The organism is Altererythrobacter chaiwopuensis (assembly GCF_054957755.1).
In genome coordinates this window covers 923046-939738 of record NZ_JBTXJG010000001.1, presented here as the reverse complement: position 1 = coordinate 939738, position 16693 = coordinate 923046, and the positions used below count along the sequence as shown (strand labels likewise).

Annotated in this window: 18 protein-coding genes; 13 read left to right on the top strand and 5 right to left on the bottom strand. The window is 61.9% G+C overall.

Annotation, left to right across the window (positions count from 1 at the left end):
• Nucleotides 1–99 precede the first annotated feature (99 nt).
• Nucleotides 100–444, top strand: a complete 345-nt coding sequence (locus ACX2DJ_RS04595) for a DUF8200 family protein (RefSeq protein ID WP_462571244.1) — start codon at nt 100–102, stop codon at nt 442–444.
• Between the two features lie 106 nt (nt 445–550).
• On the opposite strand, the gene ACX2DJ_RS04590 is transcribed toward ACX2DJ_RS04595, so the two are convergent.
• The 3 genes from ACX2DJ_RS04590 to galE form a co-directional block, all read right to left on the bottom strand.
• Nucleotides 551–1168: an HAD family hydrolase gene (locus ACX2DJ_RS04590; RefSeq protein ID WP_462571243.1), complete on the bottom strand. Its 618-nt coding sequence runs from the start codon at nt 1166–1168 to the stop codon at nt 551–553.
• A 100-nt stretch (nt 1169–1268) separates the two neighbouring features.
• On the bottom strand, nt 1269–1394 hold the full coding sequence (gene ykgO, locus ACX2DJ_RS04585; RefSeq protein ID WP_007165381.1) for a type B 50S ribosomal protein L36: 126 nt from the start codon (nt 1392–1394) through the stop codon (nt 1269–1271).
• 85 nt (nt 1395–1479) lie between these two features.
• Nucleotides 1480–2493 (bottom strand): UDP-glucose 4-epimerase GalE, encoded by a 1014-nt coding sequence (gene galE, locus ACX2DJ_RS04580; protein WP_462571242.1) that lies wholly within the window; start codon nt 2491–2493, stop codon nt 1480–1482.
• 141 nt (nt 2494–2634) lie between these two features.
• Between galE and ACX2DJ_RS04575 the strand changes: the two genes are divergently transcribed.
• Together ACX2DJ_RS04575 and ACX2DJ_RS04570 are read left to right on the top strand one after the other, a co-directional pair.
• Complete coding sequence (locus tag ACX2DJ_RS04575) at nt 2635–3255, top strand: DUF4136 domain-containing protein (RefSeq protein ID WP_462571241.1); 621 nt, start codon at nt 2635–2637, stop codon at nt 3253–3255.
• The gene (locus ACX2DJ_RS04570; RefSeq protein ID WP_462571240.1) at nt 3252–4388 is read left to right on the top strand and encodes a M14 family metallopeptidase; all 1137 of its coding nucleotides are present in this window, start codon (nt 3252–3254) and stop codon (nt 4386–4388) included. The genes ACX2DJ_RS04575 and ACX2DJ_RS04570 overlap by 4 nt, the downstream gene beginning before the upstream one ends.
• Before the next feature lie 51 nt (nt 4389–4439).
• Here the strand turns inward: ACX2DJ_RS04570 and acs are convergent, their stop codons facing one another.
• Nucleotides 4440–6377 (bottom strand): acetate--CoA ligase, encoded by a 1938-nt coding sequence (acs, locus tag ACX2DJ_RS04565; protein ID WP_462571239.1) that lies wholly within the window; start codon nt 6375–6377, stop codon nt 4440–4442.
• A 123-nt stretch (nt 6378–6500) separates the two neighbouring features.
• On the opposite strand from acs, the gene ACX2DJ_RS04560 reads away from it, so the two are divergent.
• The gene (locus tag ACX2DJ_RS04560) at nt 6501–7208 is read left to right on the top strand and encodes a Crp/Fnr family transcriptional regulator (RefSeq protein ID WP_462571238.1); all 708 of its coding nucleotides are present in this window, start codon (nt 6501–6503) and stop codon (nt 7206–7208) included.
• Nucleotides 7209–7226: 18 nt separating this feature from the next.
• Here ACX2DJ_RS04560 and ACX2DJ_RS04555 read toward each other — a convergent pair whose 3' ends face one another.
• Entirely contained in the window at nt 7227–7904 is a 678-nt protein-coding gene (locus ACX2DJ_RS04555; protein WP_462571237.1) for an OmpW/AlkL family protein, read from the bottom strand.
• Between the two features lie 164 nt (nt 7905–8068).
• Between ACX2DJ_RS04555 and ACX2DJ_RS04550 the strand changes: the two genes are divergently transcribed.
• The 9 genes from ACX2DJ_RS04550 to ccoS are packed head-to-tail and all read left to right on the top strand — an operon-like array spanning nt 8069 to nt 16608.
• On the top strand, nt 8069–8830 hold the full coding sequence (locus tag ACX2DJ_RS04550; RefSeq protein ID WP_462571236.1) for a Crp/Fnr family transcriptional regulator: 762 nt from the start codon (nt 8069–8071) through the stop codon (nt 8828–8830).
• A gap of 11 nt (nt 8831–8841) precedes the next feature.
• Entirely contained in the window at nt 8842–10497 is a 1656-nt protein-coding gene (gene ccoN / locus ACX2DJ_RS04545) for a cytochrome-c oxidase, cbb3-type subunit I (RefSeq protein WP_462571235.1), read from the top strand.
• 11 nt (nt 10498–10508) lie between these two features.
• Entirely contained in the window at nt 10509–11270 is a 762-nt protein-coding gene (gene ccoO / locus ACX2DJ_RS04540; RefSeq protein WP_462571234.1) for a cytochrome-c oxidase, cbb3-type subunit II, read from the top strand.
• Nucleotides 11267–11431 carry a cbb3-type cytochrome c oxidase subunit 3 gene (locus ACX2DJ_RS04535; RefSeq protein ID WP_462571232.1) on the top strand — a complete coding sequence of 55 codons (165 nt, stop codon included), beginning with the start codon at nt 11267–11269 and terminating at the stop codon, nt 11429–11431. Before ccoO ends, ACX2DJ_RS04535 begins: the two co-directional genes overlap by 4 nt.
• A complete protein-coding gene (gene ccoP / locus ACX2DJ_RS04530; protein WP_462571231.1) occupies nt 11421–12341 on the top strand; it encodes a cytochrome-c oxidase, cbb3-type subunit III in 921 nt (306 codons plus the stop codon). Before ACX2DJ_RS04535 ends, ccoP begins: the two co-directional genes overlap by 11 nt.
• The gene (ccoG, locus tag ACX2DJ_RS04525; RefSeq protein WP_462571230.1) at nt 12328–13878 is read left to right on the top strand and encodes a cytochrome c oxidase accessory protein CcoG; all 1551 of its coding nucleotides are present in this window, start codon (nt 12328–12330) and stop codon (nt 13876–13878) included. The genes ccoP and ccoG overlap by 14 nt, the downstream gene beginning before the upstream one ends.
• Complete coding sequence (locus ACX2DJ_RS04520; protein WP_462571229.1) at nt 13875–14324, top strand: FixH family protein; 450 nt, start codon at nt 13875–13877, stop codon at nt 14322–14324. The genes ccoG and ACX2DJ_RS04520 overlap by 4 nt, the downstream gene beginning before the upstream one ends.
• Nucleotides 14297–16441 carry a heavy metal translocating P-type ATPase gene (locus ACX2DJ_RS04515; protein ID WP_462571228.1) on the top strand — a complete coding sequence of 715 codons (2145 nt, stop codon included), beginning with the start codon at nt 14297–14299 and terminating at the stop codon, nt 16439–16441. The genes ACX2DJ_RS04520 and ACX2DJ_RS04515 overlap by 28 nt, the downstream gene beginning before the upstream one ends.
• A complete protein-coding gene (gene ccoS, locus ACX2DJ_RS04510) occupies nt 16441–16608 on the top strand; it encodes a cbb3-type cytochrome oxidase assembly protein CcoS (protein ID WP_462571227.1) in 168 nt (55 codons plus the stop codon). The genes ACX2DJ_RS04515 and ccoS overlap by 1 nt, the downstream gene beginning before the upstream one ends.
• Nucleotides 16609–16693 lie beyond the last annotated feature (85 nt).

Sequence of the window (16693 nt, the reverse complement as noted above, 5' to 3'; positions counted from 1 at the left end):
TAGTTGCAACTTACATTCTAGCCCATTAGGTAGTGATTAGCAACTGGTTTTGATTCGAAACCTTATGCCGTTTAATCCAACCAAAGAAAGGAAACGACCATGACCCTCTCCCTGTCCAACACCGGTCGTCTCGGTACTCTCGTTCTGGCACTCGCCTATACCGTCATTACCTTCGGTGCGCTTACCGCACCTGCCCCGGGCTATGCCGCATCCAGCGGCCCTTATTATATCGCTGAACTCGCTGCGCCTGCCAGCGATGCCCGCACCGTGGCGGGCGGCGTGGCGTGGTTCTGCGAAGGCACCACCTGCAAAGCCGCGAAAGGCACGTCCAGCCCGCTGCGCATTTGCCGCGGCCTCGCCCGTGAATTTGGCGACGTGACCAGCTTCACCAGCAAAGGCGAAGCGCTGGCCGACGAAAAACTGGCGCAGTGCAACGGCAATTGAGCCGATAACCCACTTTGCCGGCTTCTCTCCAAAATCCCGGCAAACCCCAAGGTCCCCGGCGCCCCCTCGCCGGGGACCTTCTCGTTTAGGGAAGGCACAGCCTCGTTCAGCGTGGCAACAGGCCGCGCCCGGCCAGATCACGTTCCAGTTCGCCCGCATCACGAAAATGGTGCACTTGCCAGTCAAGCGCACGCGCGGCGGCAATATTGGCCGCATTGTCATCCACGAACAGCATCTCACCTGCCCGGTAGCCAAATCTGCGTTCAGCCAGCTTGAAAATTGCCGGATCGGGCTTGGCGATCTGCTCCTGACCCGAAACCACAATGTCGCGGAAATGCGACAACACCGGTTCGCTCGGAAAGAACTGCTCCCAGAACTCCGCCCCGAAATTGGTGATCGCGAATAGCGGCACCTCGCGCTTTGCCAGATGTTCGATCAGCCCGGCAGTGCCCGGAACCGGCCCCGGGATCGTATCGAGAAAGCGGTTCCGATAGGCATCGATCAAATGCGCATGATCGGGGAATTGCGCCTTGCGCGCGGGCAGCATCTCGTCAAGCGGAACCCCGGCATCGTGCTGGAAATGCCACTCCTCGGTCACGACATGGGTGCAGAACCAGTCAAGCTCAGCCGGGTCATCGATCAATTGCGCGAACAGATGGCGCAGATCCCATTGGACGATCACCCGCCCGACATCGAACACCACCGCCTGCACCTGCCGAGTCATGTTGCCTGCTCCTGAAACAGCAACGGCCCGCGCTCCACGGGGGAGGCGGGCCGGTAACGCTGCGCAGCCGCCCCAGGGACGGCCCGCCATGCGGCGCGAATCAGCCCTGGCGGGCCTTGAAACGGCGGTTGGTCTTGTTGATCACATAGGTCCGGCCACGGCGGCGGATGACGCGGCAATCGCGGTGACGGTTCTTCAGCGACTTGAGGCTGTTACGGATCTTCATGGTTCTTTTCCAAAAGTAAACGCGCCGGAGCTGCCCCCGACGCGGCAAATTCGAAGCGCGCCGTTAGCGCGGGAACAGATTCGGGTCAAGCGCCTCCGCGGAGATCGGACAGTTTCCGCTCCCACTGCAAGGCGTGAGCAATGATCGTGTCGAGGTCATCAAATTGCGGTTGCCAGTGGATGGTTGCCCGCACCAGCGAAGGATCGGAGACGAGCGAAGCAACATCGCCTGCGCGGCGCGGCATCTGGCGGCGCTCGACAGGCTGGTTCGTCACCCGGTCTACTGCATCGAGCACTTCGAGCACGGAAAACCCGCGGCCATAGCCGACATTCATCGTCATCGATCGATCCGGATCGTCAATCAGTGCCTCAAGCGCCAGCACATGCGCCGATGCCAGATCGCTGACGTGGATATAGTCGCGCATGCCCGTTCCATCAGGTGTCGGGTAATCATCGCCAAACACTGCGACATGGTCGCGCTTGCCCAGCACAGCCTCCACCGCAACCTTGATCAAATGGGTAGCGCCCTCGGTCGATTGCCCGCTGCGCCCTTGCGGATCAGCGCCGCACACATTGAAATACCGCAGCACGCAGTGGTTCAGCGCATGCGCCTTGCTGACATCGGCCAGAATACGCTCCGTCATCAGCTTGCTCATGCCGTAGGGATTGACCGGCTGCAGCGGGTCTTCCTCGGTCAACGGCTTGACCTCGGGCTCGCCATAGACCGTAGCAGTCGAGGAAAAGATCACATGGCGAACACCGCCCGCCAGCGCAGATTCGATCAGCGTGCGGCTGTTGGCGGTGTTGTTGTGATAATATTTGAGCGGGTTCTCGACCGATTCGGGCACGATGATTGAGCCCGCAAAATGCATGATTGCGCGCGTGCCCTGCTCGGCAAAGATGCGCGCCAGCAGTCCGATGTCGGCGATATCGCCCTCGTAAAAGGGCACGCCATCGGGCACGGCGAAGCGGAAGCCGGTAGAAAGATTGTCAATCACCGCCACCGGCCAGCCTGCATCGAGCAGCGCCAGCACTGCATGACTGCCGATATAACCGGCGCCGCCGGTCACCAGCACGGGTACGCGTTTGTCAGTCGTCATGCCGCGCCGTTAGCAAGTTCCTGAGGCGAATGCGCAGAAAATTAACCGCCAGGCTGTTTTTAGGACTAAATACCCGTAGCGGCAGCGACATGCTGGCCATTGGCGTGCCGCACCGCTAGAGCCGGGCAGAGGAAGAGAACCATGAACAATCCACGCAATCTACTGTTTGCAATAGCCGCCGCTGCCGCGCTCGCCGGGTGCGCTTCGGTTCCGGCCCCAAGCCCGGTCGAAGTCACGCGCTTCCACAATGCGGCAGCATTGGGCGCGGCTGAGCGCGGCACCGTTTTTGTCACCAGCGCGCCGGGCAGCAGTTCCGATACCCTGGAACTGGCCCCATACAAGGCGGCGGTCGCTCAGGAGCTGGCGCAACTTGGCTATGGCGAAGCGGGCAGCGATGCTGCCGCGCTGGTCGCGCAGGTCCGGCTCGAACGCTACCGCATCGGCAGCGACGGTTCGCGCCGCGGCCCGGTGAGCGTGGGAGTGGGTGGCTCCACCGGCTCGTATGGCTCGGGTGTGGGCCTTGGTATCGGCTTCAACCTGGGCGGCGGCGGATCGAGCGAGCGGCTTGGCACCGAACTGGGCGTGATGCTGCGCGACAAGGTTAGCGGGCAGACCGTATGGGAAGGCCGCGCGCGCTTCACCGTGTCGCCCAAATCCGAACTGGCCGTTCCCGCACGCAATGCCGAAGTGATCGCCGACGCCCTGTTCCGCGAATTCCCCGGCAACAATGGTGAGACTGTAGAAGTGAAGGTTTCCGAGTGAGCGACATCGCGATCGATGCCAATTTTGACAGCGGCAATATCGAAGTCCTTTCCGTTACGGGCAGCACCGCCAAGCTGACGATCCGCAAAGACCATCAAAGCGAGTTCGCGCAGTGGTTTCACTTTCGGGTTTGCGGCGCGGCGGGCAAGGAAATGCAGCTCAAGATTACCGGGCTGAACAGCTCGGCCTATCCCGGCGGCTGGCCTGGCTATGACGCCTGCGTTTCCGAAGACCGCGAATACTGGGCCCGCGCCGCAAGCCGCTTCGACAAGGACGAGGAAGGCGGCACGCTGACGATCAGCTATACGCCGGCCAGCAACATCGCCTTCTTCGCCTACTTCGCCCCCTATTCGATGGAGCGGCATCACGATCTGGTGGCCGAAGCAGCCGCCAGCGAAGGGGTGGAGCTGCTGCGGCTCGGCACCACGCTTGACGGACAGCCGCTCGACTGCCTCGAACTGGGCGAAGGCGACACGCAGGTCTGGATCACCGCGCGCCAGCATCCGGGCGAGACGCAGGCCGAATGGTGGGCCGAGGGCGCATTGGAATGCCTGACCGATCCCGCCGATCCTGTCGCGCGCGCCTTGCGTGCACGCTGCCGATTCCACATCGTGCCCAATTGCAATCCCGACGGCTCGCGCCGCGGGCATTTGCGCACCAATGCCGCAGGCACCAATCTCAACCGCGAATGGGACAACCCGACGGCTGATAAATCGCCCGAAGTTCTCGCTATCCTGGGCCATATGGACGCAACCGGCTGCGACTTTGCCATAGACGTGCATGGCGATGAGGCGATCCCGGCGGTGTTCCTGGCCGGCTATCACGGAATTCCCGGCCTCACGCCTGAACACGAGGCAGGGTATGACCGTTACCAGGCAATACTTGACCGGCGCACGCCCGATTTCCAGACCAAGCTGGGCTATCCCAAGGCCGCGCCCGGCAAGGCCAACCTCTCGATGTACACGAACCAGGTAGCGCACCGGTTTGGCTGCACCGCGATGACGCTGGAAATGCCCTACAAGGATCTCGTCGATGCGCCCGAGCCTGAACAGGGCTGGAGCCCTGAACGCTGCAAGCTGCTGGCGCGTGATTGCCTCGCCGCGCTGCTCGAATGGCTTGACGAAATCCGCTGACAGCCCTGCGCTGGCCTGGCACGGGGCGGCGCGGTGCCCCGGTTCGCCTGGCTAACGGTTCATTCGCCCTTCGATCAACCGGTCGACCAGCGAAGGATCGGCCAGGGTCGAGGTATCGCCGAGCGAACTGAACTCGTTCTCGGCGATCTTCCGCAGGATGCGGCGCATGATCTTGCCGCTGCGCGTCTTGGGCAGGCCATCGGTAAAATGGATGTGATCGGGTGAAGCAATCGGGCCGATTTCCTTGCGCACGTGATTGCGCAGCTCGGTGTAAAGCTCGGCCGAACCTTCTTCGCCCGCGTTCAGCGTGACATAGCAATAAATGCCCTGCCCCTTGATGTCGTGCGGATAGCCGACCACTGCCGCCTCTGCCACCAGCGCATGCAGCACCAGCGCGCTTTCAACTTCGGCGGTGCCCATGCGGTGGCCCGAGACATTGATCACATCGTCGACCCGCCCGGTGATCCAGTAATAGCCGTCTTCGTCACGGCGGCAGCCATCGCCGGTGAAATACTTGCCCTTGTAGGTGCTGAAATAGGTCTGCACGAAGCGCTCGTGATCGCCGTAGACGGTGCGCGCCTGCCCCGGCCAACTATGGGTGAGGCACAGATTTCCACTGGCCGGGCCTTCCAGCACTTCGCCTTCGCTGCCCACCAGTTGCGGGCGCACGCCGAAGAAGGGCTTGCCCGCGCTGCCCGGCTTCATGTCATGCGCGCCGGGCAAGGTTGTGATCATGCAGCCGCCGGTTTCGGTTTGCCACCAGGTATCGATGATCGGGCACCGCCCTTCGCCCACAACGTCGAAATACCAGCGCCAGGCCTCGGGGTTGATCGGCTCGCCCACAGTGCCGAGCAGGCGCAGCGACTTGCGGCTGCGGCTGGTGACGAAACTGTCGCCCTCGCGCATCAGCGCCCGAATCGCGGTGGGCGCGGTGTAGATGATGTTTACCTGATGCTTGTCGACCACGTCCCAGAATCGGCCATGATCGGGATAGTTGGGCACGCCTTCGAACACTACGGCAGTCGCACCATTCATCAGCGGGCCATAGACGACATAGCTGTGCCCGGTGACCCAGCCGATATCGGCAGTGCACCAGAACACTTCGCCCGGCTGGTAATCGAAGATGTAATTGAAGGTGGCGGCGGTCCAAACGCCATATCCGCCAGTTGTGTGGAGCACCCCCTTGGGCTTGCCGGTCGAGCCCGAGGTGTAAAGGATGAACAGCGGATCTTCCGCGCCCATCTCCTCGCACGGGCAATCGGCATCGGATGCAAGGTCTTCGAACCAGTGATCGCGCCCATCGCGCATGGTGATTTCGGCGCCGGTATGCCGCACCACCAGCACGCCATCGACTTCGACCCCGTGAAGCTCAAGCGCTGCATCGACATTGGCCTTGAGCGGCACAGATTTGCCGCCGCGCAGCCCGGTATCGGCGGTAACCACAAAACGGCTGCCGCAATCGGTGATACGGCCACTCAATGCCTCAGGCGAAAAGCCGCCGAACACTACAGAATGCACCGCGCCGATCCGCGCGCAGGCGAGCATCGCCAGCACGCCTTCAATCACCATCGGCATGTAGATCGTGACCCGGTCGCCTTTCCTGACACCCAGTGCCTTGAGCGCATTGGCCATGCGCAGGACTTCGGCATGAAGCTCGCGATAGGTCAGGCTGCGACCGGGTGAGGCGGGATCGTCAGGCTCGAAGATCAGGGCGGTGGTATCGCCGCGCTCGGCCAGATGGCGATCGACCGCATTGTGGCAGAGATTGAGCGTGCCATCGGCGAACCACTTGATATCGACCGGGTCATATGACCACTCGCCGCCCTTGGTGGGCGGCGTGGTCCAATCGAGCCGCTGCGCCTGCTCTAGCCAGAAGCCGTCCGGATCCTCGATGGATCGCCGGTACATCGCTTCATATTGCTCGGTTGTACAATGGGTCGGTCGGTCCTGGTGAGGGCGCCGCACAAATCCATCGCTTGCAGTTTGCATCGCTAACATTCTCCCCTTCTGTCGCGCCTTATACCCGAATCATTCCCTGGCGCATCACCCGGCTAGCTAAAATCGCGTCATTGGCAGGTTTGAACTCCTTCCAAGCTGCTGTATGTGGCGTTTATGGACGCGATTGGCAGCACAGCACCAGCATCATTTTGCGACACCTGCACCGTGCGCAATCGGGCGATCTGCTCAGACTTGTCGCGTGATGAGCTGGCCGTGCTCAATGGCATCGGGCGCCAGCGCAGGCTGAGCGCGGGCGAACAGCTGATCTGGGAAGGCGACGAGGCGGTGCTGGTCGCCAATGTGGTGGAGGGGCTGCTGAAGCTGTCGAGCTCAACGTCTGACGGGCGCGAACAGATCCTGGGCATTGCCTTTCCATCGGATTTTCTTGGCCGCCCCTTTGGCGGATCGACACCCTATGGCGTCGAAGCGCTTACCGACGCGCAGGTATGTGTATTCGAGCGCAAGGATTTTGACCGGTTTGCCAAGGAACATCCACGGCTTGAACACAAGCTGCTCGAACGCACGCTGGCCGAACTTGACCGGACCCGCAAATGGATGCTGCTGCTGGGCCGCATGAACGCCGAACAGAAGCTCGCCAGCTTCCTGCTTCAGGCTGCCGACCGGGCCAGCGAGGCTGGTGGCGACGGGCGCAGCTTCGACCTGCAACTATCGCGCCAGCAGATTGCCGACATTCTGGGGCTGACGATCGAAACCGTCAGCCGCCAGATGACAAAGATGAAGTCGCAAGGGCTGATCGATCTGCCCTCGCGCAGGGCCGTTACGATCCTCGACCGCGAAGCGCTCGAGGATCGTGCCGAATAGCCTGCGGCACCCCGTGCATCAGAAGGTGTAGGTTACACCCGCACTCAGCACCCAGGGATCAAGCTTGTGTTCGGTTTCGATCACTACCACATCCCCGGCAAACCAGCGCGCAGTCGTGTCGACGAAATAGCGTTTGGCATCCAGGCTTAGGCCAAAGCCCTTGTCCGACAGGGGGATGTCGATACCCGCCTGCAGAACGAAACCGAACTCGTCCGAAAAATCAGTATCGGTGATGCTCAGCGGCGCCGGGGTCGTGGCCGCACCCGGCTTGTCATTGATCCACAGGAAATAGGTCGCACCAGCGCCGATGTAGGGCTTCGCACCGCCCGCATCGAAATGATACTTGGCCGTGAAAGTCGCGGGAATGACGCGGGCGTTCGATACCAGCTCTGCCCCTGGCAGGCCGGAAACGGCGTCAACATCATGTTGCGTCACGCAGCAGATCGTTTCGACCGAGACATTGTTGGTAAAAAAATATTCGATCGCAATCGTCGGGACGTAATTGTCATTGGCCTTGGTTTGAGTGCCCGCAGGCAGGCCAGGATCAACCCTGAGTTCGGTGATCTTTCCGTCGGGCAAGACGGCAGTGCCCAGCAGTTTGACCTGTACGTCGCCGGTGCGATCATTGTCCTGCGCGGCGGCGGGGCTGGCAAGCATCGCCAGTGAGGCGGTGGCAGCTGCCAATAAAATCTTCATCACATGGTTTCCCTGTGGCTGCAGCGACCGCCCCTTGCGGCCCAGGATTTTTGCAACCTGAGGTCGCAATTGCTCCGTTGGAAAGGATGGTTCATTGATCCTGATCAAAGACCGAAATCGCCAACCTGGGTAATTGCGATCATGTTCTCGTATCCGGAGCGATCGTGCCCAAGGAATCGTTTGACAGATTTCGCCGCCAGATCCTGACGCGCTGCGATTCAGCGCAGGTCAGCGAACGCCTGTCAGAAATCGGTCAGTTCCAGCAGACACGCCGGGCAGAACGAATAGTGCTTTCAGCGACCGGAGATCAGCTGGTGTTCTTGGCCGAGGGGGCAACCAAGCTGATTGTTCGAATGCCGGATGCCAGCGAGCATGTGCTGGCATTCCACTTTCCCGGCGACATGATCTATGTACCGCAGCCCGAACAGGGCGCGATCAGCATGCTCGCCCTGGCAGACTGCCGTACCATAGCCTTTCCCGCCAATAGCTTCCTCGAAATCGCGGAAGCAGAGCCTTCAGTGCTGCGCACCATCCTGGCCCGCACACTGCTGGCGCTGCAACGCTGCCGCAACAAGGCGATTCGGCTGGGCCGCAAGTCTGCGCAAGAAAGGATCACCGATTTCCTGCTGGCTATGGCTGACCGGATTGGCGTGCCCGATGGCGATTCGATCCGGCTCAACTTGCCAATGTCACGCCGCGACATCGGCAACAGCCTGGGCCTGACGATCGAAACCGTCAGCCGCCAGTTCACCGAGTTGCGCAATGAGCACTTGATTTCAACTGCGGGTCGCTCAATTGTGCGGCTTCACCATCTGGACGAACTGGCCACGCGCGCGGGCCATGTTTCGCGCTCAAACACACAAGCCAAAATTTGCGCTGAATCAAAGAGTGGCCTGCGGCCCGGCGCTATCGCAGCGGCAGACTAGGGGAACATACAATGCAAGCAGTACTTGGCCGCATCGGCATCTGGTCCGTCGTCCTGCTCGCCGCGATCATGGCGATTGTGGCTGCGAAGGACACGGTCTTTGCCGTTCACATGACGATCGTCGCGATCGCCGCCTTTCTCTTGATCGTATTCACCGCAAGAAATTACGATCCGCTGGCCAAGGCGCAGAGCATGTTCCGGATGCCAGCCGGGCCATCGCGCTATGATGATGATCCGATCCGCTGGGGCGTGATTGCGACCATATTCTGGGGCATGGCCGGTTTCGCGGCGGGGCTGTTCATCGCGCTGCAGATGGTATTCCCCCAGCTCAATTTTGAGCCTTATCTCAATTTCGGCCGGCTACGCCCGCTGCACACTTCAGCGGTGATCTTCGCCTTTGGCGGCAATGCGCTGATCGCCACCAGTTTCTATGTCGTGCAGCGCACCTGCCGCGCCACTTTGGCCTTCCCCACGCTCGCGCGGTTCGTGTTCTGGGGCTACCAGCTGTTCATCGTACTGGCGGCCACCGGCTATCTGCTGGGTGTTACCCAGTCGCGCGAATATGCCGAGCCGGAATGGTATGTCGACTTGTGGTTGACGATTGTCTGGGTCGCCTATTTCATCGTGTTCATGGGCACGATCGTGCGCCGGAATGAACCGCATATCTATGTCGCCAACTGGTTCTACCTCGCCTTCATCATCACCATTGCCATGTTGCACATCGTCAACAATCTGGCGGTGCCCGTCAGCTTCCTCGGCGCGAAAAGCTACAGTGCCTTTTCCGGGGTGCAGGATGCGCTGACGCAGTGGTGGTATGGCCACAACGCGGTGGGCTTCTTCCTCACTGCGGGCTTCCTGGCGATGATGTATTACTTCGTGCCCAAGCAGGCCGAGCGGCCGGTCTATTCCTACCGCCTGTCGATCATTCACTTCTGGAGCCTGATCTTCCTCTATATCTGGGCCGGGCCGCACCACCTCCATTACACGGCGCTGCCCGACTGGGCGCAGACGCTGGGCATGGTTTTCAGCATCATGCTGTGGATGCCCAGCTGGGGCGGGATGATCAACGGTCTGATGACGCTTAATGGCGCGTGGGACAAGGTCCGCACCGATCCCATCATCCGCATGATGGTGATGGCGCTCGCCTTCTACGGAATGAGCACCTTCGAAGGCCCGATGATGAGCATCAAATGGGTCAACAGCCTGAGCCACTATACCGACTGGACCATTGGCCACGTTCACTCCGGCGCGCTGGGCTGGAACGGAATGATCACTTTTGCCTGCATCTACTTCCTGGTGCCGCGCTTGTGGCAACGCGAGCGGATGTATTCGCTGCGAATGATCAACTGGCACTTCTGGCTGGCAAGTGCGGGAATCGTCTTCTACGCGGGCAGCATGTGGGTGGCCGGGATCACTCAGGGCCTGATGTGGCGCGAATACGGAGTTGACGGCTATCTGGTGAACAGCTTCGTCGACACGGTCGCCGCGCTGAAGCCGATGTTCGCCCTGCGTGCTTTCGGGGGCCTGCTCTACCTCTCGGGCGCGGTCGTGATGAGCTACAACATCTGGATGACGATCGCAGGCAATCTGCGCGAGGAAGCTCCGATGACCGAGACCCCGCATAATGAAGCTGCCGACCGTCCCATTGCTGCAGTTCCGGCCGAATAGGAGCGCGATCCATGAGCAACTCGAACAACAAAGCCTCGACGCGCCACCAGAAGCTGGAGCGCAATATCACGCTGATGGCGGTCGCCACGCTGGTAACGGTCGCGATCGGCGGGCTGGTGCAGCTCACCCCGCTGTTCTACCTCGACAACACGATTGAGAAGGTTGAGGGCATGCGCCCCTATACCCCGCTCGAACAAGCCGGGCGCGACATCTATATCCGCGAAGGCTGCTATGTCTGCCACAGCCAGATGATCCGCCCGTTCCGCGACGAGGTCGAGCGTTATGGCCCTTACAGCCTGGCTGCGGAAAGCATGTATGACCACCCGTTCCAATGGGGATCGAAGCGCACCGGGCCGGATCTGGCGCGGGTTGGTGGGCGCTATTCGGATGAATGGCATGTCCAGCACCTCACCGATCCGCAAAGCGTGGTGCCTGAAAGCATCATGCCGCAATACGGCTTCCTGGGAGAGACCACGCTGCATGTGCCCGATGCGGCAGGCACGCTTGTCGCGCTCAGCCGGGTCGGCGTGCCCTATAGTGAAACCGATATCGAGATGGCCGAGGCGGACCTCATCGCGCAGGCCAATCCCGATGTCGATCCGGGCGACCTGGCAATGCGCTATCCCAAGGCGCAGATCCGCGATTTCGACGGCAATCCCAGGCGCGTCACCGAAATGGACGCGCTGGTTGCCTATCTCCAGATGCTGGGCACGTTGGTTGATGTCAGCAGTGCTGCCGCGCAGCAGGAGCTGGCCGAGGAGAAGGGGCGATGAGCGATTACGACACCTTGCGCCATTTCGCAGATAGTTATGGGCTGCTGGCAATGACCGTGCTGTTCCTGGCACTGTGCGCCTGGCCCTTCCGGCCCGGAGCAAGAGCTCGCAACCATGAAGCCGCCCACTCGATCCTGAAGGACCAAGACGATGGCGAATGATCCGAACACGCCCAATCGCATTGACGAGCCCACCGGCACCGAATTCGTCGGGCATGAATGGGACGGTATTGAAGAGCTCAACACACCGCTGCCGCGATGGTGGCTCTGGACCTTCTACGCCACAGTCGTCTGGGCGTTGGCCTATTCGGTTGCCTATCCCGCCTGGCCGATGCTCAGCCGGGCCACAGAGGGCGTGCTGGGCTGGACCAGCCGCGGCCAGTTGATGGAGGAAATGGGCGCCGCCGATGCAGCCCATCAAACGGTCAAGGAACAACTGGCCGCCGTTGACATCATCAAGTGGCAAGACAATCCGGAATTGATGCAGAAAGCCGTTGCCGGGGGCGCGGCGGCCTTCAAGGTCAATTGCGTACAATGCCACGGCTCTGGCGCGGCAGGTTCTGCCGGATATCCCAACCTCAATGATGACGACTGGTTGTGGGGCGGCGATATCGAAGCGATCGAGTTCACCATCAAGCACGGTATCCGCTGGGACGGTGACAGCCAGAGTCGCACCAGCCTGATGCCTGGATTTGACGGGATCTTCAGCGATGCCCAGGTCACCAGCCTTGTAGGCCATGTCCGCTCGCTCAGTGGGCAAGGCGAATCGAACGCAATTGGCGCGCAGTTGTACGCTGACAACTGCCTTGCCTGCCACGGCCCGGCCGGGGGCGGCGACCGATTGCAGGGCGCGCCCGCGCTCAATGACGCGATCTGGCTCTATGGTAGCGACGCAGCCAATATCCGCACGCAGATCCTCAGGCCCCGCCACGGAGTAATGCCAGGCTGGCAGGATCGGCTCGATCCGGTTACAGTCAAGATGCTGGCCGCCTATGTCCACTCGCTGGGCGGCGGCGAACAGGTGCCGGCGATGGCGCCGGAACCGGTAACGGAAGATAATGTCCAACCCTGACGATCGACCATCGGCAAGCGGCACACAGGATCGCTGGGCCAAGGCGGTACCGGGCGGTGGTGGGGGAACAGCAGCCCCCCACACATCTGCACCGCGCAAATCCGCACCCGCCGCCGCCGACCAGCTCTACGAGAAGCACAAGACCGTCCATAACAAGCGGATCGACGGGCCATTCCGGCGCTTCAAGTGGTTGGTGATGCTGATTACTCTGGGCATATACTACGTTACGCCGTGGCTCCGCTGGGATCGTGGACCCTACGCACCCGACCAGGCAGTGTTGATCGACCTCGCCAATCGCCGCTTCTACATGTTCGGGATCGAGATCTGGCCGCACGAATTCTATTTCGTCGCGGGCCTGCTGATCATGGCCGGGATCGGGCTGTTCCTGGTCACCAGTGCGGTGGGCCGCGCATGGTGCGGCTATGCTTGCCCGCAGACCGTGTGGACCGACCTGTTCCAGCATATCGACCGGCTCATTGACGGAGATCGAAACGCCCGCATCCGGCTTGATAATGCGCCCTGGACTGCATCAAAACTTGCGCGGCGGCTGTTCAAATGGTCCATCTATCTCGCCATCGCCTTTGCAACCGGCGGCGCCTGGATCCTGTATTTCGCTGACGCGCCAACTCTGTTCCGGGACTTTTTTACCCTTCAGGCCGCGCCGGTTGCCTATGGCACGGTAGCGATCCTGACCGCGACCACATTTGCCCTGGGCGGCTTCATGCGCGAACAGGTATGCATCTATATGTGTCCCTGGCCGCGCATCCAGACCGCGATGCTCGATGAGAAGTCGCTGATCGTCACCTATAAGGACTGGCGCGGCGAACCACGCGGCAGCTTGAAGAAGGCGGAGAAGAATCCCGAGGCCTTCGGCGATTGCATCGATTGCCTGCAATGTGTCGCGGTCTGCCCAACCGGGATCGACATTCGCGAAGGCCCGCAGATCGGCTGCATCACTTGCGCGCTGTGTATCGACGCCTGCGACCGGGTGATGAAGGATATCGGTCGGCCGCGTGGGCTGATCGATTATGCTACATTGGATGATTGCAAGGCCGAACAGGCTGGCGAGCCCCCGCGCCCTGCGTGGAAGGCGCTGCTCCACCCGCGCACTCTGGTCTACTTCACTATATGGGGTTCGATCGGCCTCGCACTGCTGTTTGCGCTCGGAACACGCAACCGCACCGATCTGACAGTCTCTCCCGATCGCAATCCACCCTTCATGCTGCTGCGCGATGGTTCGGTTCGCAATGCCTACACGCTCAAGCTGCGCAACATGGAAGGCCGCCCGCGCGCGATGGAAATCGCGCTTGAAGGTCTGCCCGGCGCGGTACTGTGGACCGACACCATCCCGCAGGGTTCGGCCGCGCGCAGCCAGGTGGTGAAAGTTCCCGCCGATCTCACGCAGACAGTGCGCGCCTATGTCGCCGCGCCTGCGGGAACCGGCGAGCAGAACTTCACTTTCGTCCTGACCTCGCAAGACGAGCAGGCTGAGAGCGACAGCGAGGAAACCCTCTTCAACGCTCCAGGAGGCCAATGATGAGGCGCGAATTCACCGGTCGGCATATGCTGATCGTGCTGGTCGCCGGCTTCGGCGTGGTGGTGGCGGTCAACTTCTTCATGGCCAGCCTCGCCGCGCGCGGTTTCAGCGGCGTGGTCGTCGAAAACAGCTATGTCGCGAGCCAGCATTTCAACGGCTGGCTGGCGCAGGCTGAAAGGCAGCAGGCGCTGGGCTGGGAGGCAAAGCTTGCCCGAGCGGAAGATGGCCGCTTGCGCGTCGAAACCAGCGGGGTACCGGCCTCTGCCACGCTTCGCGCAGACATCCGCCGCCCGCTGGGGGATCCGGAATTGGCCGAGCTTGAGCTGGTCCCTGACGGCGCCGATGCCTTTACCACGCCGGAACCGGTGGCTGACGGGCGCTGGATCATTCGCCTGTATATCGATGCCGGCGGGCAGGAATGGCGGCGGGAAGAGCACTTGCCGTGAATGCGCCGCAAACCATCCCCGCCGACGAAGCGCGGGAGCTGGTCGATACCCGCTTCACCGTGCCGGGGATGCGCTGCGCGGGCTGCATAGCCAAGCTTGAACGCGAATTGCCCAAGGTTCAGGGTATCGAAGATGCGCGAGTCAATTTCTCGGCAAAGCGGGTGGCGCTGCGGCATGTCCCGGAACTTGACGAAGACCGGCTGATCGAAGCGATCGAAGCGCTGGGCTTCGAGGCGCAGCGGGTCGCCGACAATCCGCTGGGTCAGGACGATGCCGATCGCAGGCTGCTGCTGCGCGCGCTGGCGGTGGCGGGCTTCGGCATGATGAATATCATGCTGCTCTCGGTCAGCGTGTGGTCGGGCGCGGGAGGCGTCACCAAGCAGCTGTTCCACTGGCTTTCGGCAATCATCGCCATCCCCGTGATCGCCTATGCGGGCAGGCCGTTCTTCGCTTCCGCCTGGATGGCGCTTAGCCACCGCCGCACCAATATGGACGTGCCGATTTCGATCGGCGTGCTGCTGGCGACAGCACTAAGTTTTTACGAAACGCTGACCGGCGGGGCGCATGCCTATTTCGACAGCGCGGTCATGCTGCTGTTCTTCCTGCTTACCGGACGCGCGCTTGATGCCATGATGCGCGGCAAGACCCGCGCCGGGATCGGCGCACTGCTTGGGCGCATGGGCAGGAGCGCTTCGGTGCTTGGCGCAGACGGCACCATCGAGCGAATGGCGGCGGAACAGCTCAGGCCGGGCATGGTGATGCTGGTCGCGGCCGGGGAATCGCTGGCCGCAGACGGCGAAGTGATCGAGGGCGCCAGTGCGATCGACAATTCGATGCTGACCGGCGAAAGCCGGCTCGAATCCGCCGGACCGGGCAGCGAAGTTCACGCCGGATCGATCAATGTCATGGCCCCGATCCGCGTGCGCGCCAAGGCCGTGGCGAGCGATACCAAGCTGGCCGAGATTGCGCGGCTCATGGACGAAGCGGGCCAATCGCGCAGCCGCTATGTCCGCATTGCAGATCGCGCATCGCGCATTTACGCCCCGGCGGTGCACACTCTGGCGCTGCTTGCCTTTGTCGGCTGGATGCTGGCGGGCGCTGGTTGGCATCAAGCGCTGCTGATCTCGATTGCGGTGCTGATTATTACTTGCCCTTGCGCGCTGGGGCTGGCGGTTCCCGCTGCGCAAGTGGTGGCAAGCAACGCGCTGCTCAGGCAGGGCCTGCTGGTGAAAGACGGCACCGCGCTCGAGCGGCTGGCGGAAGTCGATTGCGTACGCTTTGACAAGACCGGCACGCTGACGCTGGGCCAGCCGCGCCCGGATTTGCGCGGCCTCGATGAGGAGGCCAGGGCGATCGCGCTGGCACTGGCACAAAATTCGCGTCACCCGCTCAGCAAGGGTCTGGCACAGGCGCTGCTGGCCAATGGCGTTGTGCCCGCGTCGCTTACCGATGTGGAAGAGCGCCCCGGCGAAGGCATCTTTGCACTGTTCGACCGCTCCGAAGTCGCGCTCGCCCGACCCTCGGAGGCTTCGGACCATCCGATGAGCGAGTTGAGGATAGGCGATCGGCGAATCGCCATCCATTTCGCTGACCCACTGCGCGAGGATATTGCCGAAGCACTGCACCAACTCGCGCTGATGGGCTTGCATGCCGAATTGCTGTCGGGCGACCGCAAGGACGCTGTCGAGGCCGTGGCCCGTCAATTCAATCTGCCCGGCGCAGGCGGGCTTTCACCGGCTGACAAGCTTGACCTGCTCAACCGCCTGAAAGCGGACGGACATTACCCTTTGATGGTGGGTGACGGGCTTAACGATGGGCCAGCGCTCGCCGCCGCGCATGCCGCGATTGCACCGGGCAGTGCCAGCGATGCCAGCCAGCAGGCCGCCGATGCGGTGTTCATCGGCGAACGCCTGATGCCGGTCGCCAAGGCAGTGCAAGTGGCGCGAGCAACGATGCGCATCGTGAAGCAGAATTTCGCGCTCGCAATCGGCTACAACATCCTTGCCGTGCCGCTGGCGCTGGCGGGCCTCGTCACCCCGCTGATCGCCGCCATCGCCATGTCGCTGAGTTCGCTGATCGTGGTCGGCAATTCGCTGCGACTTGCAAGGGCCGCCTGATGACGGGGCTGATGTTCCTTATTCCGGTAGCGCTGGGGATGGGTGCGCTGGGCCTTGCCATGTTTTTCTGGGCGATGAAGAACGGCCAGTTCGAAGACCTCGACGGCGCTGCCCAACGCATTCTGATCGATGAAGACGAAGAGCAGGATGAGGACGAGAAATGTTGATCGCGCGGACCGCCGCCCTGGCGCTGCTGGTCGGCACGCTGCCGTTGCAACCGGCCTCCGCTCAAGGTGCCACGATCGCCGCCCG